The 20681-nt window shown below is 38.0% G+C and carries 18 protein-coding genes and 3 pseudogenes; 9 read left to right on the top strand and 12 right to left on the bottom strand.

Translation table 11 applies throughout. The features are described from left to right. Positions 1–111: 111 nt before the first annotated feature. Complete coding sequence (locus C7B70_RS22225; RefSeq protein ID WP_199192447.1) at positions 112–1563, top strand: O-antigen ligase family protein; 1452 nt, start codon at positions 112–114, stop codon at positions 1561–1563. 13 nt (positions 1564–1576) lie between these two features. Here C7B70_RS22225 and C7B70_RS22220 read toward each other — a convergent pair whose 3' ends face one another. Then, positions 1577–2221 (bottom strand): L-threonylcarbamoyladenylate synthase, encoded by a 645-nt coding sequence (locus C7B70_RS22220; RefSeq protein WP_106371129.1) that lies wholly within the window; start codon positions 2219–2221, stop codon positions 1577–1579. A gap of 38 nt (positions 2222–2259) precedes the next feature. Between C7B70_RS22220 and larC the strand changes: the two genes are divergently transcribed. Beyond that, the gene (larC, locus tag C7B70_RS22215; protein ID WP_106371128.1) at positions 2260–3462 is read left to right on the top strand and encodes a nickel pincer cofactor biosynthesis protein LarC; all 1203 of its coding nucleotides are present in this window, start codon (positions 2260–2262) and stop codon (positions 3460–3462) included. A gap of 281 nt (positions 3463–3743) precedes the next feature. Here the strand turns inward: larC and C7B70_RS22210 are convergent, their stop codons facing one another. Next, positions 3744–4445, bottom strand: a complete 702-nt coding sequence (locus C7B70_RS22210) for a DUF6658 family protein (protein ID WP_106371127.1) — start codon at positions 4443–4445, stop codon at positions 3744–3746. Between the two features lie 90 nt (positions 4446–4535). Continuing rightward, positions 4536–4946, bottom strand: a complete 411-nt coding sequence (locus C7B70_RS22205) for a DUF6658 family protein (protein WP_106371126.1) — start codon at positions 4944–4946, stop codon at positions 4536–4538. Positions 4947–5419: 473 nt separating this feature from the next. On the opposite strand from C7B70_RS22205, the pseudogene C7B70_RS22200 reads away from it, so the two are divergent. Further along, a pseudogene (locus C7B70_RS22200) lies at positions 5420–7483 on the top strand (DNA phosphorothioation-associated putative methyltransferase). Here C7B70_RS22200 and C7B70_RS22195 read toward each other — a convergent pair. Continuing rightward, a complete protein-coding gene (locus tag C7B70_RS22195) occupies positions 7473–8030 on the bottom strand; it encodes a hypothetical protein (RefSeq protein WP_106371125.1) in 558 nt (185 codons plus the stop codon). The pseudogene C7B70_RS22200 and the gene C7B70_RS22195 overlap by 11 nt on opposite strands. An 18-nt stretch (positions 8031–8048) precedes the next feature. Next, on the bottom strand, positions 8049–9257 hold the full coding sequence (locus C7B70_RS22190) for a hypothetical protein (protein WP_106371124.1): 1209 nt from the start codon (positions 9255–9257) through the stop codon (positions 8049–8051). 1154 nt (positions 9258–10411) lie between these two features. Between C7B70_RS22190 and ndhL the strand changes: the two genes are divergently transcribed. The 3 genes from ndhL to C7B70_RS22175 all read left to right on the top strand — a co-directional run bounded on the left by ndhL (position 10412) and on the right by C7B70_RS22175 (position 12518). Beyond that, positions 10412–10639 (top strand): NAD(P)H-quinone oxidoreductase subunit L, encoded by a 228-nt coding sequence (gene ndhL, locus C7B70_RS22185; protein ID WP_255409369.1) that lies wholly within the window; start codon positions 10412–10414, stop codon positions 10637–10639. Positions 10640–10642: 3 nt separating this feature from the next. Beyond that, the gene (locus C7B70_RS22180) at positions 10643–10954 is read left to right on the top strand and encodes a DUF3007 family protein (RefSeq protein ID WP_106371122.1); all 312 of its coding nucleotides are present in this window, start codon (positions 10643–10645) and stop codon (positions 10952–10954) included. Positions 10955–11129: 175 nt separating this feature from the next. Then, on the top strand, positions 11130–12518 hold the full coding sequence (locus C7B70_RS22175) for a 2-succinylbenzoate--CoA ligase (RefSeq protein ID WP_106371121.1): 1389 nt from the start codon (positions 11130–11132) through the stop codon (positions 12516–12518). Positions 12519–12551: 33 nt separating this feature from the next. Here the strand turns inward: C7B70_RS22175 and C7B70_RS22170 are convergent, their stop codons facing one another. Next, a complete protein-coding gene (locus C7B70_RS22170) occupies positions 12552–12959 on the bottom strand; it encodes an acyl-CoA thioesterase (protein WP_106371120.1) in 408 nt (135 codons plus the stop codon). A gap of 292 nt (positions 12960–13251) precedes the next feature. Between C7B70_RS22170 and C7B70_RS26560 the strand changes: the two genes are divergently transcribed. The 3 genes and pseudogenes from C7B70_RS26560 to C7B70_RS28910 all read left to right on the top strand — a co-directional run. Further along, positions 13252–13374, top strand: coding sequence for a WD40 repeat domain-containing protein (locus C7B70_RS26560; RefSeq protein ID WP_158260557.1), 123 nt, complete (start codon positions 13252–13254; stop codon positions 13372–13374). 39 nt (positions 13375–13413) lie between these two features. Beyond that, positions 13414–13569, top strand: a pseudogene (locus C7B70_RS28915) (hypothetical protein); the annotation flags it as partial. Continuing rightward, positions 13542–13637, top strand: a pseudogene (locus C7B70_RS28910) (WD40 repeat domain-containing protein); the annotation flags it as partial. The pseudogenes C7B70_RS28915 and C7B70_RS28910, both read left to right, overlap by 28 nt. Positions 13638–13727: 90 nt before the next feature. Here C7B70_RS28910 and C7B70_RS22155 read toward each other — a convergent pair. The 6 genes from C7B70_RS22155 to C7B70_RS22130 form a co-directional block, all read right to left on the bottom strand. Then, the gene (locus C7B70_RS22155) at positions 13728–14300 is read right to left on the bottom strand and encodes a TerD family protein (RefSeq protein WP_106371118.1); all 573 of its coding nucleotides are present in this window, start codon (positions 14298–14300) and stop codon (positions 13728–13730) included. 107 nt (positions 14301–14407) lie between these two features. Then, the gene (locus C7B70_RS22150; protein ID WP_106371117.1) at positions 14408–15010 is read right to left on the bottom strand and encodes a TerD family protein; all 603 of its coding nucleotides are present in this window, start codon (positions 15008–15010) and stop codon (positions 14408–14410) included. Between the two features lie 47 nt (positions 15011–15057). Next, the gene (locus C7B70_RS22145) at positions 15058–15633 is read right to left on the bottom strand and encodes a TerD family protein (protein ID WP_106371116.1); all 576 of its coding nucleotides are present in this window, start codon (positions 15631–15633) and stop codon (positions 15058–15060) included. Positions 15634–16019: 386 nt separating this feature from the next. After that, on the bottom strand, positions 16020–18203 hold the full coding sequence (locus tag C7B70_RS22140) for a DEAD/DEAH box helicase (protein ID WP_106371115.1): 2184 nt from the start codon (positions 18201–18203) through the stop codon (positions 16020–16022). Then, positions 18200–19519 carry an ATP-binding protein gene (locus C7B70_RS22135; RefSeq protein ID WP_106371114.1) on the bottom strand — a complete coding sequence of 440 codons (1320 nt, stop codon included), beginning with the start codon at positions 19517–19519 and terminating at the stop codon, positions 18200–18202. Before C7B70_RS22135 ends, C7B70_RS22140 begins: the two co-directional genes overlap by 4 nt. After that, positions 19520–20681: tellurite resistance TerB C-terminal domain-containing protein (locus C7B70_RS22130; RefSeq protein ID WP_106371113.1), on the bottom strand; the 1162-nt coding region annotated here is incomplete at its 5' end.

The following is a 20681-nucleotide window of genomic DNA, read 5'->3' as shown; positions in this document are numbered from 1 at the left end:
AGATGTGTATAAGAGACAGTATACAAAGACACTCCCACTAAAAACTTATCAGTTCAAGAAAGTGCTTTAGCCAAATAACTATGTACTTAACCGTTAGGATAAATAGCCCTAATGGTTACTACAAATATTTTAGAAAACTGTAGATATATGAGTGCAAATAGTTCCTCCGTCAGCACCTATCCCAGTGCGCCAGCCTTACACGCTTGGATCGCAATTTTGGGGCTAATTATCTTTTCTGCGGTTGCTGTTTTGGCAGGAGCAGGTAATGTTTTGCGCTTGCTGTTTCCCCTAGGGTCGTTAGGGGTGGGCTTATTTTTGTTTGGGAAGTATCCCACTATGTATATTAGCTTTACATGGTGGCTATGGTTCGTTACCCCTTGGCTCCGCCGCGTTATCGATTATCGCAGTGGTTGGGATGGTAGTGGAATAATTTTAACTGCGCCATTTTTGGTAACGCTAATTACTTTAATTACCTTTGTTCAATGGCTCCCTCGGTCTTATCGTATGGGAGGATTACCATTAGCGATCGCAATTTTTGGTATAATTTACGGGTTTTTAATCGGCATAGTTAAAAATCCCGTAGCGGTATCTTTAAGGGCGCTTTTAGACTGGTTAACTCCAGTAGTCTTTGCTTTTCATTTGTTTGTAAACTGGCGAAACTATCCTAAATATCGGCAGAATTTACAAACTACTTTTATGTGGGGACTGCTAATTACAGGCATTTATGGCATTGTGCAATATTTAGTAGCACCAGAATGGGACAGGTTTTGGATTATTCAAACTAGGTTGCTGACTAATGGTACGCCGGAACCATTGGGCATTCGAGTATTTAGTACAATGAATTCGCCGGGCCCTTTTGCTAATGTGCTAACAGCAGGGTTGCTGATACTACTTACTAATGACAATTTTCTGCGCGTTCCGGCTTCGGTAGTTGGTTATCTATCTTTTTTATTATCGTTAGTCCGCTCGGCTTGGCTTGGTTGGTTTATTGGATTGCTGAGTCTTTTAAGTTCATTAAAACCGCGATTGCAGATGCAGTTGTTTGTCACAATTATCGTTATGGCTTTATGCGTAGTGCCATTAGCAACTATTGAACCCTTTGCAGAAATTATTGGCGCTCGCCTAGAATCTCTCACTAATGCTAAAAAAGATACTAGCTTTAATGAACGATCAGAGCTTTACGAAAGAAATATCACCATTGCCTTTTCTAGTGGTCTGGGCAATGGTATTGGTAGTAAATATTTTGTTAATGAAAAAGGTTTGCTCCAAGAAGTGACGCTAGATAGCGGCATTTTGGATGTATTTTTCACCTTGGGTTGGTTTGGTGCGGTTCCTTACCTTGGGGGGATTATTCTTGCCGTATTTAATCTACTTACAAGTACGGAGGGGCGCTCTGATGCCTTTGCAAGTGCCGCTCGGGCGATTATTTTGGGTGTTTTATTTCAAATGCTATTTGGTAATGTGATGCTGGCACTTTCTGGGATGGTGTTCTGGGCTTTTTTGGGTATAGGTATGGCAGCTAATAAATATCATCAGTATGAGAAGTTGCAAAAGCGGATGTAGGTTGACGAGCAGATTAATTAGCCCAAGTTACGGCTTGCTCCCATCCTAAGCCCCGACGAGTGATTTCTGGAGTAGCTCCGGTAAGATCGATAATAGTGGAAACGCGATCGCCTATTTCTTCAGAATTATCATCGACAATTATATCTACGAGCTTTTCTAAACGATCAAATAGTTCAAAGCGAGATTGGGGTATAGTTGCTTCATCTTCGGCGGGTGTCAAATGAGCAGAAGTAGAAACAATCGGATTTTCCAATGCTTGCAGTAAAGCCAAACACACCTTATTGTCTGGGACGCGAATTCCGGTAGTTTTGCGTTTGGGGTTGAGGACTAGGCGCGGGACTAATTTCGTAGCAGGTAGTAAAAAGGTATAAGGGCCAGGAATTAAATGTTTCATAATCCGGTAAGCATTGTCGCTAACTACGGCATAGGTAGCAATTTGAGAAAGAGAGGGACACAAGAAAGTTAGCGGTTTATCGTTTGATAGTTGCTTAATTTGCCGGACTCGTTCGACGGCGGATTTAACGTTAAGATCGCAACCGATCGCATAAACAGTATCACTAGGATAAAGCATGACTGCCCCCGATCGCAGTTGCTTAATAATTTGTTCGATGCTGCGGGTTTGGGGATTATCAGGATGAATTTTTAAGATTGTCGCCATAATAAAATGTGTTAATTGTTTAAAATGCCCCTTGCCATATGAAACTAGCTTATTTAGATTGCCCAACGGGTATTGCTGGCGATATGTGCTTGGGTGCGATCGCCGACTTGGGGGTTCCTATAGACTACTTAAGTGCAAAGCTCAATGGGCTGGGTATTGCCCAAGAGTACCAGTTGCGGGTTCAGAGCGTCCATCGTCAAGGACAAAGGGCAACTAAAATTCATGTAGATTTAACTAATCATCACCATCATGAGCGACATTTACCAGAAATAGAAGGGCAAATTATTGCAGCTAAATTGCCTCCCCAAGCCGAAGCTTGGAGCTTGGCTGTATTTCGCCGTTTAGCAGAGGCTGAAGGGGCGGTACATGGCACAGATTCCCATCTAGTTCACTTTCATGAAGTAGGAGCGGTAGATGCCCTTGTGGACATTGTGGGAACTTGCTTAGGTTTAGATTGGTTGGGGATTGAAAAACTATATTGTTCGGCGTTGCCTACTGGCGGCGGTACAGTCCGCGCTGCTCACGGGCAGTTACCCGTACCCGTACCCGCCGTTTTGAAGCTGTGGGAACTGCGTCAGTGTCCTGTTTATAGTAACGGGATTGAGATAGAATTGGTCACGCCTACGGGGGCAGCGATCGCTACTACTTTAGCTACAGATTTTGGAGCGCCTCCCCCGATGACGTTGCAAAAAGTAGGATTAGGGGCAGGTTCTAAGGATTTACCTATTCCTAATATTTTGCGTTTGTGGGTAGGAGAAACAACGGCAAAAATTAATCACCCTATTGCTGAAGCTGTCACGGTACTAGAAACCCAAATTGACGATCTAAGCCCTCAAGCGATAGGTTACGTGTTTGAGGCACTATTTAAGGTAGGTGCAGCCGATGTATTTACTCAGGCTATTGGCATGAAAAAATCTCGTTTAGGAACTTTGCTGACAGTTATTTGCCCACCCGCCAAAGTAGCAGATTGCGAAGCGGTTATTTTTAAAGAAACTACAACTTTAGGGATTCGGCACTCTAAGCAGCAACGCACAATTTTAGAGCGAGAAATTCAGCAAGTCGAAACAGATTATGGTGTAGTTGGCGTTAAAGTTGCATGGTCAAAAAAAGGGGCAGTTGCTAACGTCCAGCCAGAGTATGAAGATTGTGCCGAATTAGCTAGACGCGAGGGAATTTCTTGGCGAGAAGTTCATAGAATAGCTCTGCAATGCTGGTATGCACAAAAAAACAGCAGTTTGTAGTTATTTGCAAACAATAAAAGCCAGGACATTACCTGACTTCAAATATTTCCCCTCTTTTTTCAAGGGGACTCAAAAAGCAGTGTAGCTCTCTCTTACAAACTTTGTGCTGCTTCCTGCTTTTTGACATGGGTTAGGGGGATTTCCTCGCCGAAACAAGTTTCAAATGTTCCCCCTTTCAGGGATGTTTTTAAAGGGCAAGTTAATAACTACACCTTTAAAAACATATTGTAAGCTGACTTTTCATTGCATTAATCAATAGCATCTCCAGCTTTATCCAAAGTTTACTTTGTGTTTCTAGCAGCTTGATTTAATTTATTCTGCAAGAAATTACCAGTTTTTTCTACATTATTTTGGCTATCGTTAACTAAGTTTTTGCCTGAGTATTTAGCATTATCGGCAGTATTATCAATGTTTCTTTTTGCATTTTCCGCCGCTCTATTTACACCTTTAGTTGCATCTAAAGTATTGTCCTTAACATTTTCTGAACCGCGCTTTGTTCCTTTAGCAATATCTTCCGCCGTACCTTGAATTTTATCTTTAGCACCTTCAGCGTTATCTCTCAGATTTTTACCAAAATCTTCTGCGTTTTCGCCTTTCTTATCAAGGATACGCTTAGTATTACCTGTAAGACTTCCAGTTTGATCGATAACGTTGCGCTCGGCATTTTCTTTCAAAGCTGCGGCTTTATCTTTTATTGCTGATTCAGCTTTTTCTGCTCTAGGATCTAAATCGCTAAAGTCATTCATTGTTCCTTTTTGAAAGCGGCTAGTTGTAGCTTCATTAGGAACTTCGGGTCTGGGGTTTTTACCAGAAGTTAAATCTTTATCTGGTTGCACACCAGAAGGCACATTTGGTCTAGTACTTGGTGCGGTAGCTTGGGCGCTGTTACAAGCAGTGTTGAATATTAGCAAAGCTCCGGCTAAAAAGGTCAAAATTATTTGACTCAATTTAACTTTTTTAACCCAATTAATTATCTTGTTCATAGTTTTACTCCAGTTTTTTTTGATGAAATTAATCTTGAGTTAAGTATTGCCCTAATCCATAAAATAATTAAGGCAATAAATGCAAATCATTTATTTATGCAAAGCCGGATTGCTCTGAAATTCTGGTCTTCTTCCAGCTTCATCAGCTTTATCTTTGACAAAACCCGCAGCTTCTTTAAAAGCATCAGTAGCCGCTTCTACACGATTTTCTACTCGTTCACCTAAATCTCCATTACGTTGATTTAGTCCACCTAATTTAGGCTCTGCAAAGTCTTTGCTAGTCTTTATTGGTAGCTCCGTTTCTTTTTGCGCTCTTCCTGCGGGTGTCTCCGCACCGGGATAGAGAATACCGTTTCCAGGTACAGGCGGGTTATTTGGGTTTGCACCTTGAACATTTGCGGAATTACAAGCGGTGCTAATTGTTAGCAATATGCCTGCTAACAAGACTGTTAGAACTTGACGCAACCTTATTTTTTTGAAAAAAGCAGTTAACTTATTCACCCATTCCTCCTTGTAGCTTTTAAGACGAATTATGCCCGAACGCTATTTTTTAAACACGGTAAACATTTGTGTAAATGCGATCGCTTCTAAAAAATAGCTTTTTTACACTATTTACTTAAATTAGCTGATAATCAATCAACAATCGCTAACAGTAGCAATTCAGTAGCAAGAGATACCTCTAGCCAAGGTCACATTCTTATTTACTTAATTAAACGCTTGTTATCTAACTCTAGAGAGATTTACAACTTTTCCCATTGACAGGTTTATTTATAATGTTTAGTAGAAAAAATATTTATTATACAAATACAAAGATTTGCTAACTTTTGCTACAATTTTCCGCAAAGTAGCCGTAAGTAATGTGGGCGTAAAATTAAACTACAAAGGCTCGCTGCATAGTTTGAGTAGGCGATCGCTATATATTGCTTTAAGTACAACTAATTTTTAATCGTTAAAATTTACTGTTTAAGTTTGTCATGTACAGTCTTAACCAACTTGGCGTTATTTCTGAACTCTGCCAACGTAGCGAAGTTGGCAAGCGTTTACCGTCCGCTCTTTACGTCCATGTTTCGGCTTTACCAAGTCTCGATCCTGTGTTACAAAGCTATGAAGAAAGTGCCAAGTTTGCCAGAGCGTAGCAGAATGTAAATATTGTCAAATTCAGTACAGATAAGTTCAAAATTTCTTATTTGTTTTACCCTGATTTTGATACAGATCCTCATCCCGCTTTACAATCAAGCATCATTGTTGATTTACAAACTTTAGCAACTAACTACCGAGACTACCGTACCTCAGATAACCCGCCCATACTGCACCGTAAAGAAACTTTTGTCACGCCCGATTATCCGCTTTACTCAGAGTTTGCAGCGTTAACTCGCCTTGAACAAGCTTTAGGACTGCTCCGTAATACTACAGCAATTGGAACGCGGGTGCTATGGGAGCAACGTTTGGAGTTGCAAGGAGTTGAACTACGAGGACATAGCTTAATTGTGCATCCAGAACGCGCTAAAGGCGATTCTCCCCGCATTGAGCGCCATAAAGCAGCGATCGCTCGTACTGAATTATCCCGCCCGGTACGCCTTGCTGTGGAGGCAGATTTATTTAGTTCGGAAACTACTTTTTTTGATTATGGTTGCGGCTACGGTGGCGATATTCGTTGCATTCATAAGCTGGGTTACAGCAGTACAGGATGGGATCCTTATTATTCCCCTGACACTCCCCCCATCGCCGCCGATGTAGTTAATTTGGGGTATGTAATTAATGTTATTGAAGATACTGGAGAACGTCGGGAAGCTTTGATTAAAGCTTGGGAACTCACGCGCCAAGTATTTATTGTATCCGCGCAAGTATTGATAAGCGATCGCACTAGAGGACAAATAGCTTACGGTGATGGTGTAGTTACGCGGCGCAATACTTTTCAAAAATACTACGAACAAGAAGAACTAAAAACTTACATCGAACAGGTATTAGAAGTAGAGGCGATTCCGGTAGCTTTGGGGATTTATTTTGTTTTTCGAGATCCAAGTCTTGGGCAAAGTTTCCGCGCTTCTCGCTATCGTTCTCGCGCTACTACGCCGAGAATTCGTGTCCCTAGTAAGCGGTTTGAAGATTACCAAGGGTTACTTACTCCCTTAATGAAGTTTATCAGCGATCGCGGACGATTGCCTGTAAAAGGCGAAATGCTGCAACAAATGGAACTACTAGCGGAATTTGCTAGTTTTAAACGCGCCTTTCAAGTAATTTTGCAAGTCACAGATTCTCAAGAGTGGGAAGAAATAGCGCAAAAACGCCGAGAAGATTTATTAGTATATTTTGCTTTAAGTAACTTTAGCCACCGCCCAAAATTAGCAGAGTTAAAACCCCAAGTTCAAGAAGACATCAAAGCTTTATTTGGTAGTTATAAGCAATTACTTCTCAGCGCGGATGAAATCCTATTTGCGGTTGGCAATTTGGATATTATTGACCAATGTTGCCAAAAGTCCGAAGTTGGTCAAAAACTGCCTAATTCTTTAACAATTCATGTTTCCAGTCTAGAATCTCTTAATCCCTTACTACGCCTCTACGAAGGTTGCGCTAGTCGCACTATTGGACGAATGGACTCGGCTAATGTCATTAAATTTCATATTAAAGCACCAAAAATTTCTTACTACTTTTACCCAAACTTCGATCTTGAACCTCATCCTACTCTATCCGCTAGTATGCAGATAGATTTACGGGATTTGCAAGTAATTTATACAGATTACGATGGCGAATTTAATCCTCCAGTATTGCACCAAAAAGACACCTTAGTTACTTGTGAGTATCCGCAATACGCCAAATTTGTTAAACTAAGCGACAGAGAACAAGATTGGGGTTTATTAGATAATTGGCAGGAAATTAAGCGCTTGAAAGGTTGGCAAAAATGCTTAATAGAACATTGCGCCACCATCGAAAATCATCAATTGCGGTGGCGCAAAGATGCCGATCCTTATAAGTTAAAATTACTACGTTCGGCGTTAAACAAAAAAAGAGTTAATAGCAAAAACTTTTTCAATACTTAGCTAATTCAATCCAACTTTCTATCCCTTTTCTAGTTGGTGTCCCTTTAGCGGTAAACGTCCAAATATCTCGCTTATGCTGAAGCCCGTAACTAATATGAATTGGTCTATCTGCGCCGTAGAAATAGATAGAATCAAAGGGTAAACGCGATCGCAATATCCATTCAACAATGCGATCGCTCTTTTCATCTACAATCAAAAAATCACAAGCAGCGCCTAGTCTTTCACAGTAATATTTACCGTTTTTTTTGACTTCGTAAGCCATATGCTGATCTCTATGGGGATCTATTCGACCGTTTTTAATTCCTGTCAAAGGATCTTTTTTGTCTAAATATTTCCGTAAGTCTGAAGAACAAAAGCCATAAGTTAGCTGAAACTTATCTTTTCCAAAGCAGTCAATTATCGGCTCTAAAATAAATTGACTCAAAGCTTGTAGTGCTGTAGCCGATTTTAAATTTGTCGGATAGCAATTAATTTTTTGGGTGTATTTCTGATAAGTATTAGTACAAGTGCAAAAATCTTCAAGTGTAAAGTATTTACCGACTTGCATAAATTAAAAACTTAATAATTACAATAAAGTTGTACTATCTCCATAAATAGCCAGCATAATATTGTACATTTCTAAAAAGTTAATCATCGAATCGCATTCTTCATCTTTAAAGTCTTCGTAGTAACGAATTAAATCGGCGATGCAAGTTTCTAAATGAGAGTAAGCAGGTTTGCAAATAAGCACAATTTTAAGTAATACCGTTACTAAAGTCAAAGTATTACTTTGAGAAATTAGTAGCAAAAATAATGGCGATGGCTGACGATGATTTTCTGTAGTTAAACTTTCAATTAATCGATTACAGGTAATAATTATTAAGGAGTCAGTTAAAACTTCCTCATTGTGCTTTTCATAAAGAGATAAGATTTTTAAGTTTAATGTATCTAATAATTCTTCGTGATCGATGAAAATACTTAAGTATTTGTGCAGATTTTGCTTATAATTTTTATATTTTAATCCTTTAGTTTGCTCTGTGAAAATTTTTGCAAATTTCTTATAAGTAGTTGGTTCACGTTTGGCTACGATGGTTTTGATTAGCCTTAAAACTTCATCACTTACACTTGTTGGGTTCCTTGATAAATTGCTTTGAGTATCAGTTTCTGAACGAGCAAGGTACATTGTCAAATCAAATTTAAAGCGATACCTTAAATGTTTTGCTCTTTCCTTAGCAGCTTCCCGGTGTTCTAAAGAATTTTTAGGATTGACAGATTGAGCTACAAATATATGAGAACTATAACGTTCGCTCCAGTGGAGTGTTTTTGGCGTTTGCTTTTGTTGGCTAACAACTTTATCTGCAAATAGTTTAATCTCTTGGTAATCTTGACTATTTACAAACTTTTTCAACCAAATTCTTAAACAATTACTAATTGGTGAAAGCGAAGTTTTTTCAAGACTTGGGTTTTTGAATAACTCAACTAAACTATGTATATGTTTTATTTGTTTAGTGGTTTTCCAGTTATTTATTAATATGTAACAGCAGCGTTTAAGCGTTGTATAAAATATATCTTCTTCCCCAGAAACCACAATTTCATATAAACCTTCAACAGCCGCCGAACTGGTAGAACCTAAATGCTGAATAAATAAACTATTAAATTCTTGCAAAACGGCTTCAGGCGACCAACTTTTAATAATACCCATTAAAAAAGAATATATTTTATCTTGAGCTTGCTCAATATCTTCCGTCGGTCTAATTATTCTGACACTTGCTTGATAATTTTGATTATCTGTCATAACAGCACTTAATAAGTATAAAGTAGTCTAAAAAAAATGTTTTAATATTTAGCCCACTTGGGTAATTATGATAATTTTTATTTTTAAAATAGTTTTAGGTCATTGACTTAATCTAATTTATTATTGATAAAGCTATTTCTATCTACTGTTATATACCACCGAGATTCTACTGATAACTTTACTAGTTATTAAGTTAGCAAAACTCAATTTTAGTAAATATACGGGCTTTTGCCTCAACATAGTTTTAATTTAACCCAAAAAAATAATTTGATTGCTTATTACAGATTAATGCCTACAAGCAAACGATTTGATACCAAGACGTGGCTTAGTATTAAGTTATCATTTTTAATTTTGAGCTTATTGTAGCATTGACCCCCTCTCAGTCAATTTAGTAACTGAGCCTAATACTTACTGGCTGTGCTTATTGCTTCCTGACAACGGCTTGTGAGTCCAAAAAGCTTTTTGGTCTTAGGTGTGCCAGAGCTTACTTCAGATTTTCCCTTTGTGCAAGCCCTGCTGTACCACTAAATTCTAAATAGGCAATAAATTACCCCGCGAAACGCTTTGTTCTCTTTTCTAAAAAGACTGAGTTTCCAGCATCCCGCGAGGTTTTTATAGTTTTGTTATGGGGGCAGAGAGACTTGAACTCTCACGACTTTTACATCAACGGATTTTCATCCTCTCGCAACTTTCGCTGCTGCCTAAAGATGAACTCTTTAGGTTTTGAGAATTGGACTCTCTCTTTACCCTCGCCTCGTTGCGTTAGGGTAGCTCCCGTCGAGTCTCTGCACCTTCCGAAAACCTAGGTTTTCGGCTTGGCTCAGGATTGCCTTGTCTGCGGTCAGATTTAGGTTTCCCTGAGTTTGAGAGCGGTCACTTGACAGATTTCTCCAGTCAAGGCTCAGTTTTCTAAGTCCGCAGCGTCTACCATTCCGCCATGCCCCCGGTCTTAATTTGAGCGCGACTTCTAACTATATACATAATCAATTCATTTGTAAATAGAAAAAAATAGGAATTTTTGATTTTAGGCTAAAATTGCCGTAAAGTCTGCTGAGGAGTATCCCAAGGCGCGAGCTTTACCGAATTTTATGGGTAGTCAATGCGTCAAAGTGCAAAGAACGTAATAATATAGCAGGTGAAATCGCCTTTGGCACTTGGAACAAAAAACCATGATTGTACCCTTACTTTACTTGATACTGGCTGGCTCTTACTTATTGGTACTACCTATTGGGACTTTGTTTTATTTAAGGCTGCGTTGGTATACGGCTACTTCCTTTGAGCGCGGTTTTATGTACTTTTTAGTATTTTTCTTTTTTCCGGGGTTATTACTACTGTCACCTTTTGCAAATTTTCGCCCCCAACGACGACAAGTTCAGGGGTAAACCATGCGAAAAATTGATGTTTTGGGCATTGGTGTCGGTATTTTTGTGGCGGGTGGGCTAGTTTATATCGTGTTGCAGGTAGCTGGTTTAGACAATATAGAAGCGGGTATCTGGAGTCAATTATTGTTGGTAGCTGGCTTGATTGGCTGGGTAGCGACTTACATTACTAGAGCCGCAGGCAACAAAATGACTTACATTCAGCAACGGGAAGCCTACGAAGAAGCCTATTTTAAAAAGAGGTTAGAGGAGCTTACTCCAGAGGAATTAGCACGGGTTCAAGCTGAAATTGACCAAGAGCGATCGCAAACTAAGTAATTCTAAGTCAAAAACAAATTTAGCTGGGGCTAGAGTAGCATTAGCAGTTCTATTGGCTTTGTAGGGAGCAGGAAGCCTAGGGAACTGATGTAGAGGGGGGTCAATATCATATAGTAATTGCAAGCTCTTTAGCGTAGATATACAATTTGCGCCCAGCGTCTCAAAGATTTTTTATATGCCACAACGCTTAGATGAGCTTCAACAAAGTGCTAACAATTGGCTGCTAGGCGAAGATTTCCAGCAATTAATTCAACTAACCGAGCAATTATACTCAGACTTGTCTCAATGGACACAGCAGGGAATAGTACCAAAAGTATTAATTGCAGAACAGGAACCTGTAAAGTTTTTAGCGGGTTTTATTGCAGCTTCGGCGGCTAGTTGTCCAGTTTTTTTAAGCAATCCCTACTGGGTACAACAAGAATGGCAGCAGGTATTTAAAATAGTTCAACCAGGCTTAATTTTAGGTTGTGGAGACTGGGGTTTAGAAATTAACAATTATTATCCTAACTCTGGGCCATTTTTAAACCCCAACTGGGTAATGATTCCCACAGGTGGTTCGTCAGGAAAAATTCGCTTTGCTATTCATACCTGGGAGACTTTGACAGCATCCGTTGCAGGTTTTCAGCAATATTTTCAATTGCAAGAAATAAATTCATTTTGCACGTTGCCCCTATATCATGTAAGCGGAATTATGCAATTTATGCGTTCTTTCACTACTAATGGCAAGCTAATAATTCAACCATTTAAGCAGTTAGAAACTAACTCGTTTAAAGCTCCAGTCAGCGATTTTTTTATATCATTAGTGCCAACTCAATTACAGCGATTGTTAGAAAAGCCAGATACCGCTAAATGGTTGTCAAAATTTAAAGCTGTATTATTGGGTGGCGCACCAGCTTGGCAAGAATTGTTAGAAAGGGCTAGAGAATATCAGATTAATTTAGCTCTTACTTACGGGATGACAGAAACGGCTTCAGGGATAGCAATTTTAAAGCCAGAAGACTTTTTAAAGGGAGAAAGTAACTGTGGACAAATTCTACCTCATAGTAAAGTTTCAATTTGTAACGATGTAGGGGAAAAATTAAAAAAAAACGAAGTAGGAAATATTGCTATTAATTCTCAATCTCTAGCTCTTGGGTATTATCCAAACTTATTTGAAAACAGAGAGGATTTTAGATTAGACGATTTGGGGTTTATCGATTCAAAAGGTTATCTAAACTTAGTAGGACGTAGGAGCAATAAGATAATTACTGGGGGAGAAAATGTTTACCCGATAGAAGTAGAAGCCGCTATTCGAGCTACTAACCTAGTTAAAGATGTTTGTGTAGTTGGTGCAAGCGATCGCCTTTGGGGACAAGTAGTGATTGCAATTTATGTCAAAAAAGAGCAAAAGGTTTCTGCTACTAAATTACAAATAGTGATCGCCAACAAATTAAGCAAATACAAACAACCTAAACAGTGGATTGCAGTGGAACAAATACCCCGCAATTCTCAAGGTAAAGTTAACTATAAACAAACAAATGCAATAGTTGAAGAATATCTAAAGGTTAGCAATCAAATACTTTAGGCTAAAGTTAGCCTAAATATTTTTTGTATAAATTTACTCTCTACAAAATTGTAACCAAAGCGACATACCTGTAGATAAGTCTTGCTTAGTTCTAAGACTTGGATTGATACAAATATGCCGAGTAATTGACTTAGCCATCAATTGATTTTTTTCGTCGAACACCTGATAAAGAATCTCAAACTTATCGCTGCTTAACTGTTGAGGCTGCAAAGTAATATTAATTTCATCTCCACAAAAAAGGGGGCGGAAAAAATCAACATGAGCGTGAATAATTGGGATAGCCACTGTAGAATTGCTAAAAAATAATTTGAGATTAATATTTGCCGCAACTAAAGAAGCTTCGTAAGCTTCATGACAGAATGACAATACGTTAGCAAAATAAACAACTCCCGCAGCATCGGTATCGCAAAAGTGAACAACTCTTTTGTAAGTAAAGGGCATTTTGTTAGGATGATTTAATTTAAGTGTAAGTTGCCATAGTTATCGCTCCCCTTAAAAAGGGGAAAAATATTTATTAATTAAACTTAAACAAGTTCAAGGAATAAGGGAGCTAAAGGAGTAGCTACTGACAAGAGAAATTGTAAAATATTTTACTAAGTGAAAGTAGAGCTTTAGCAAATAACAATGCTATGCTTTTGCGCCTTCAATTATCCTAAATGGAGAAGCGGGGTTACAAGCTGATAAGCACTGGTACTCTAGTGATAGCGCAGATTCAACAGTAAAAATATGGAATTTGGCAACCAATGAATTGATTTATACCCTAACTAAACACATCGCCACCGTGCAAGCAGTGGCGTTTAGTCCCAATGGTAATTACTTAGCAACGGCGGGAAGCGATCGCATTATTCATTTATAGGATACTACTTCTTAGCAGCACAAAAGCAAACTACCGAGACATCCTTGGGCGATTTCGGAAATATCTTTCTCCAGCAATGGCGAAACCCTAATTAGTGCTAGTTGGGATAAAACTATAAAATTGTGGGATGTACGTACAGAAAAGGAAATTAGCTATTTAAAGGACATACCGACTCGATTAGTTGTCTGGCTTTAGACCCGATGACAAATACGATTGTAACTGGTAGTTGCGATCGCACAATCAAGTTATGGAGTTATCTTTAATTTACGCATAGCATAATTCATCTTGGATAAACTTTTTCCAAACCTTAACACCTTAAATATTTCCCCCTTAATAAAGGGGGAAATATTTCATTAACCAGAGTATTTATCTACAAAGCTTTGCAGCCCTGATTTGTAGCCAGCACCAACCGCTTGAAATCGCCATTCTCCGTCTTTTTTATATAATTTGCCAAACTCAATTGCTGTTTCGGCAGACGCATCCTCATCTAATTCGTACTTAGTGATTTCCTTTTCTGTAGTGTTATCATAAATTCTGATGTACGAATTTCTAACTTGTCCAAAGTTTTGTTTTCTTGTTTCTCCTTCGTGAATAGTTACGACAAAAACTATTTCTTGAATAGAAGCATCAACTTTACTTAAATCTATTTGGACAGTTTCATCATCGCCAGCACCTTCTCCAGTCAAGCTATCTCCTTCATGTTTTACTGAGCCATCAGGGGAAGTTTTATTATTGTAAAATACAAAATATTTATCATTAGGAACTTTGCCGTTATTTCCTAACATAAATATAGAGGCATCTAAGTCAAAAGCTGCACCTGTATCTGTAGCATTAATGTCCCATCCTAAGCCAATTCCGGCATTTTTTAGATTAGGTGCTTCTTTCGATAAATTGATTCTTTCGCCTTTTCCGAGATTAATTGACATAATTGTTACCTAACTTTTTACAAGGATTCGTAGCTTTGTCTAGGATGAAAATAGACATTAATTGTCTATTTGAGAAGTAGAATACAACTATAGTTTCTACCTAACATTTAAGCGTAGGTTTTTATAAGTTCTTCTAAACCATTAGCTTGAACTCCATTCCCAATAGCTGCCATTTTCCACTCATTATTACGATTATAAATCTCTGCCATAATCATCCCCGTCATGCCTTTGTATTCTCCCCCAGACAAATTGTATCTAGCTAATTCTTTGTTATTAGCCGCATTGACTAAACGAACAAAAGCATTTTTGACTAACGAAAAGTCTTGATTGCGAGTTTTACTCTGATAGATATTAACCGTAAAAACCAGTTTTTGAATATCTTGAGGTATTCGAGCTAAGTCTACAATAATCTGCTCATCGTCGCCATCTCCCGCACCAGTGAGATTGTCTCCTAAATGGGTAATTGCTCCCGATTTGTGAGATAAATTGCCAAAGTAAACTACATTAGCTTTATCTTGAATTTTATCGTCTCCATTTAAGCAAATAACTGAGGCATCTAAGTCGCAGTCTTGAGCGTTGCTGAAAGCTCCAAATAAGCCGCCACCCGAACGTTTTGCTACATCCCAGCCCAATCCGCACATTAGCTTAGTCAACCCTGGTGCTTCTTTAGATAGGGAAATGCGTTGACCTTTTTCGAGGTTGATTGCCATGTAAATTATCCTAATTATTGGTTGCTAGAGTGACTACCTAGTACAAATTAGCTATAGCGATTGAGAATAGCTTGCAAACCGCCTTGATAGCCTGCTCCTACTGCATTCAGCCGCCATTCGCCATCTTTACGATAAAGTTCCGCCATAATTAGGGCGGTTTCAACAGAGTAGTCTTCTACTAAGTCATAGCGGATTGCTTCAACTTTTGTCTGAGCATTGACAACGCGCACAAAAGCGTTTCTTATTTGACCAAAATTTTGACTGCGTTGTTGCGCTTCGTGGATAGTTACCGCCACCACAATCTTTTGGACTTCATTAGGAACTTTTTTCAGGTTAACTTTGATAACTTCATCATCTCCTTCCCCTACTCCGGTGAGGTTGTCTCCCATATGCTGAATTGATTTGTCAGCATCAGGACTTGTGAGGTTATTGTAAAAAATAAAGTGATAATCGGAAATTAATTTTTCGTTACTATTTAGCAAAAATACTGAAGAATCTAAATCAAAGTCGTAACCTGTATCGGTGGCTTTGATGTCCCACCCCAGTCCAATAAAGATTTCTGTTAAACCAGGAGCAACTTTTTCTAAGGATACTCGTTGTCCTTTAGTTAGGGAAACTGCCATATTTTTTTGCTGTCGGTAAAAAAGTCAGAAGTTGATTTGTGCTACAAGGAATCTTTACCAATAACTACAGTTTGTAAGCAATTACTTTCGGAAAATAATTTACTTATTTGCCTATTCTATTAATTAATTTTGCTATTTACATGGTTAGGAGGTTTAAGGGTAGTTTTTTGGGTTGCCAAAATTGAGGAATATTTTTTTACATTATTAAACTCCAATCCTTTTGTCCTGCGCTCTATCTTATTTTTCGTAAGCAAAACTGCCATCCGTAAAAATACTTAAGATAAAAAGCACTTACTTAGTAAATAGATACAATTAAAAAACTTAGTTTTGACTTAATGTCGAGTAATTAATTTATATTAATTGTTAATAAGAATATTTCAAGGCACTTATTTATCTTTTTTTTGCCAACTTCTTACAATTGTTTGTAATTCTTTAGTGTCTAAATAATCTAAAGCAAAAGCTCTATGTAACAAAGGAGTAGGAATAAATCTGTCATATTTTTGCAGCTTTAATACCTCTTTACTACTAACTAATTGTTGCGGCGCTATTTGCTGAGTGCATAAGGAATAAATCTGGTTAAAAGTATCATCTATTTTATCTTTACTTAATTTAAGCAGCATAAAGTACGGACTTACACCAGTAATACTTTTAATTTCTAAAGTATCTCGACAATATAAATTGAGTAATCTTTCAAAAGTTCGATAAGCTACCGTTCCCATCCAAGGTAAAATGCAACAAATATTGCTTTTTATTGGTAAAACATTGAATTGGTTTATTCCCGTAGTTTTAGCCAATTGACGCGCGGTTTTTAATCTTTTTTTAGCGCCAGATTGTAAGTAGCTGTATTCTGTATCTTCTGCTAAAACTTGCTGCATTTTCTGCAAAATCTTTGTATGAATGTTGCTACTACCACCGCGCCAAGCAATATTTGCGATTCCTTCAACGGGTTTAACCCAAATAGTGTTTGCCTTTGGCTCAATATCAAAGATTTCCCAGTTTCTACCTGCTAGAGTAAAGCGATTTCCTGGAGGTGGCATAATAATACTGCCAATTTCCATAGATTCATCTCTAACTTTATACTCTTTGTTGTCAGTAAATACGGCGTAGAACTGGAAAGAGTTAACAATTTTCTCTCCTTTTACCCCAATAATTAAATTACCTTTTTCTATTTGCTGTAAATGATCAATTTCTAATAAATGATTTAATAATAAGCGAAAATCATCGGTAGAAATAGCTGTAAAACTTGGCAATTTTAAAACTTGCGCTGCTAACGCCGCCGGGGAAAGTTCGCCCATTGCTGCTAAAATACTCATAGTTTGGTGATAGAGCAAGCTCATCGGGTACTGCAAAGGACGGATGGGTTCAATCCAGCGTTCTTCGAGATAAAGTTGGATAATTGCGATCGCCTGCAACAATTGCCAAGGAATTTGATAAGGTAAAGCGGATTCCCCAGAAAGCTCTTTTTCCGTACATACAAACCCCATCTCGGACGGTTCTCCGCGCCTTCCCGAACGTCCTAACCTTTGCAAAAAGCTGGATACTGATATTGGTGCGCCTAGTTGCATGACGCGCTCTAATTGACCGATATCTATGCCCAATTCTAGAGTAACAGTTGCGGCCGTTACTGCTGAAGACGTGCGATCGCGCATCGCCGATTCTGCGTCTTGGCGCAATTTAGTTGAAATACTCCCATGATGAACATGATAAATGTCTGGAAACCCAACATTTGCAGCTATTTGGCGCAAATTAGAAATAACTGATTCTGTTTCAGCGCGGTTATTGGCAAATATCAGACAATTGCGAGACTTAGTACGCTCAAAAATGTGTTGATAGTAGGGATTTGTAAGAGATTCTTCCTCTTTATCTGGCGTATAAAAATGCTCTACAGCCAAATGTAGTTTTCTATGTCCATTTTGGATATCTGAAGTGATAACTTCTCGATTAGTTCCAGCTTGCAACCACTTGGCGGCGGAAGTATAATCGCCTAGAGTTGCAGATAAGCCAATCCGACGCGGTGGAAGGGGAATAAATTTAGATAACCGTGCTAATTGACAAAGAATTTGACCGCCACGTTCGGAACCCATAAAAGCATGAACTTCATCAATAATAATAAATTTCAATTCACCAAATAAACGATTTAGTTGACTATATTTATTTATTAACAAGCTTTCTAAAGATTCTGGCGTAATTTGCAATACTCCTTTAGGATTTTTTAATAACATTTGTTTACGACTTAGTGCAACATCACCGTGCCAATAACAGACCGGGATATCAGCTTCTTTTAATAAGTCATTTAACCTGACAAATTGATCGTTAATTAATGCTTTTATCGGACTAATATATAATACACTAATCGTATTTGTTGGGTTCTGCTGCATTAAAGTTAAAATTGGCAAAAAAGCCGCTTCAGTCTTTCCTGAAGCCGTACCCGCAGCTAGTAATACATGAGCATCTGTGTCAAAAATTGCTTGACAAGCTTCTATTTGAATCGGACGCAATTCTGTCCAATTGTGAGTATAAATATATTCTTGAATAAACGGCGCAAGCTTAGAAAATGTGGAATCGCTCATAAAGTAAATTCAGCAAATTCGCTATTATCTACATTGTTACTTTTACTATTAGTAGTAAGTGAAAAACCAGAACTATGCAGTAATTTACTTATAGTCAAATCTTGGTTTTGCTGTAAAACATTCAAAACACTCACAAAATCGCGCACTATTTCGCCAGGAGTTAGCAAAGCACTTGCACCTAAACGATTAATAACTTCTTGCATAAACATTTTTAATTCATCATTTGTTAAGGTTTTTTCTGTACTGTAATGAACCGCATGAACATCAGCTAATCGCTGAAAAAGCAACAATATTTCTGATTCTGTTAGCGCTTCCAACTGAAAAACTGGGCTAGAAGTATCTTGAAAACCTTTTGTAAAGCGGCTTTTTGTCGTTCGTCGCTTCCAAGCTAAATCATTAAACAGACCGCGCTTTGAATCTTCTAAAAAGTTAGGAGTTCCGCCGATATAAATGCCTAAATGTTCGGCTTTACCTTGCATGGTGTCATTAAATATTGCCAGCAACTTATCATAATTATTTTGCCGTGATATAGTATGACTTATTTTGTATAAATGTACAGCTTCATCTAATAAAATTATTAATCCTTTATAACCAATATCGGCAACAAATTTAGCTAATATTTTAATGTAGTCGTACCAGCTATCATCTTCAATAATATCTCTAACTCCTAAAGCTGATTTTGCCTCAATTTTATTAGCAAAATCAGCTTTTAACCAACGTAAAGCGGCGGTTTTTTTAGTATTGTCATCCGCACGATAGCCGCGCCAATAAGTAGTAATAACTGTTGCAAAAGCAAAGCCATGTACCAAACCTTCAGTTTCTTTAATTGCTGCTAGGATTTCTCCTTCTACTGCATCATCAAAACCTTCATCATTAGGACGCATCCCTGTAGCTTGAGCAACTTGATTTTGAATGCCATTAATCCATCCTTCAAGTATTGGTGTTAAAGCACTACCATCAGGACGAATTTTAGTAGAAAGATTCTGCATTAATTCTCGATAGGTTGCTACTCCATGTCCACTTGCTCCCACCAAACGCCGCTCTGGCGATAAGTCTGCATCAGCAACTACAAACCCCTGCTCCATTGCGTAGTTACGAATTAGTTGCAAAATAAAACTTTTACCTGCGCCATAACGTCCGACAATAAACCGAAATGCACCGCCACCTTCACCAATATTATCTAAGTCTTGTAATAGGGCTGTGACTTCCTTTTCTCTACCTACAGCAATATGTTCTAAACCAACTCTTGGTACTACTCCCGCACCTAAAGAATTGATTAAAGCTGTAGTTACTCTTTTCGGTATTTTAATAGACATTTATAGCGTTTTATTTAAGTTAAGTATTTTGTTTAATAGTATTAAATATTCTTCCATAATTCCTAAAGGTATAGAATCGCTCCGTGGTTCTATTAATAAATCTCCTATAGTATCTAACGCACATTCATTTATAGAATCAATTAATAACTCTGGCATAGTAATGTTATCCTCAGCAATTCTTTTAATAACTGCACTAGGATCTTCTTGCTGCATAATTGCTTCGATTACTTGCTTTTCTGATTGACTAATATTAGAGATAAAGTTTTGCCATTCTTCAGGGATTTTATCGGCGGGTTTTTCCGAGATTAAATATTTTCGTTGTTCAATAAGTTGATTTACTTCTTGCTTTATTTTATCATTTTTATCGTGCTGTTCTAATAATTCTTGATTTAGTAAACTGAGATGAATTTGAGTAGTATCTTTTTGCTTTGCTATTGCATCTAAAGATTCACTACATTCTGCTTGCTGTTTTTCCAATTGCTGAATCTTACTTTGCAACTGGTGAGATTTTTCTTCTAGCTGTGGTTTGAGGCGATTAAGCAGCGTCACACCGTCTTCTAGCTCTTGCTTTTGAATGTGTAAGTGAGTAACTTGGCTACGCAAGTCTTGTAACTGATTCTCAAAGGAGTAAAATTCTGCCTCTGTATCGTGCTTTAATTTTTTAAGCGATCGCACAGATTGATCTATTTCGCCTTTATGTTGCTCTAAGCCTTGAACTTGCGCCTGTAATTCTTGCAATGTAGTCTCTAGACTATGTTTTTGTTGAACTAATAAATCTAATTCTTGAGTAACTTGTTGCTGATAATAGCGTTGTTCGGTAGTGCGTTCTGATAATTGGCGCAATTGAACTTGGAGAAAGTTAATGTTAGTTTCAGTTTGCTGCCTTTGCTCTGCAATCACCCGCAAAGATTGATTTAATTGGGATTGCCACTTTTCTAGCTGATAAATCTCTGCTTGTAAATCATTGAGAATTAGCTTTTGCTGATTTCGCTGTTTGAGATTTACCGCAGCTATTCCCAAAAATGTAGCAGGTATAGTAATTACACCTGTTTTTAGAGCCATTCCTACATCTTGGCTGACAATTAAGCTTAGGACTAAGCTGGCACTAAAGACAACCGAACCCAGAAGCAACCGATTGTTTACCATAACTAATAACAGTAAA

Origin of the sequence: Chlorogloea sp. CCALA 695, from assembly GCF_003003885.1 — a bacterium.
GTDB lineage: Bacteria > Cyanobacteriota > Cyanobacteriia > Cyanobacteriales > Chroococcidiopsidaceae > Aliterella.
Note: the sequence above shows the minus strand (reverse complement) of the source record. Positions and strands in the feature narration are given on the sequence as shown.

Bases quoted from the DNA above. Each gene is read 5' to 3' on its own strand.
- C7B70_RS22225 (WP_199192447.1), top strand. From the start codon at position 112: ATGGTTACTACAAATATTTTAGAAAACTGTAGATATATGAGTGCAAAT.
- C7B70_RS22220 (WP_106371129.1), bottom strand. From the start codon at position 2,221: ATGGCGACAATCTTAAAAATTCATCCTGATAATCCCCAAACCCGCAGC.
- larC (WP_106371128.1), top strand. From the start codon at position 2,260: ATGAAACTAGCTTATTTAGATTGCCCAACGGGTATTGCTGGCGATATG.
- C7B70_RS22210 (WP_106371127.1), bottom strand. From the start codon at position 4,445: ATGAACAAGATAATTAATTGGGTTAAAAAAGTTAAATTGAGTCAAATA.
- C7B70_RS22195 (WP_106371125.1), bottom strand. From the start codon at position 8,030: ATGCAAGTCGGTAAATACTTTACACTTGAAGATTTTTGCACTTGTACT.
- C7B70_RS22190 (WP_106371124.1), bottom strand. From the start codon at position 9,257: ATGACAGATAATCAAAATTATCAAGCAAGTGTCAGAATAATTAGACCG.
- C7B70_RS22180 (WP_106371122.1), top strand. From the start codon at position 10,643: ATGCGAAAAATTGATGTTTTGGGCATTGGTGTCGGTATTTTTGTGGCG.
- C7B70_RS22175 (WP_106371121.1), top strand. From the start codon at position 11,130: ATGCCACAACGCTTAGATGAGCTTCAACAAAGTGCTAACAATTGGCTG.
- C7B70_RS22170 (WP_106371120.1), bottom strand. From the start codon at position 12,959: ATGCCCTTTACTTACAAAAGAGTTGTTCACTTTTGCGATACCGATGCT.
- C7B70_RS22155 (WP_106371118.1), bottom strand. From the start codon at position 14,300: ATGTCAATTAATCTCGGAAAAGGCGAAAGAATCAATTTATCGAAAGAA.
- C7B70_RS22150 (WP_106371117.1), bottom strand. From the start codon at position 15,010: ATGGCAATCAACCTCGAAAAAGGTCAACGCATTTCCCTATCTAAAGAA.
- C7B70_RS22145 (WP_106371116.1), bottom strand. From the start codon at position 15,633: ATGGCAGTTTCCCTAACTAAAGGACAACGAGTATCCTTAGAAAAAGTT.
- C7B70_RS22140 (WP_106371115.1), bottom strand. From the start codon at position 18,203: ATGAGCGATTCCACATTTTCTAAGCTTGCGCCGTTTATTCAAGAATAT.
- C7B70_RS22135 (WP_106371114.1), bottom strand. From the start codon at position 19,519: ATGTCTATTAAAATACCGAAAAGAGTAACTACAGCTTTAATCAATTCT.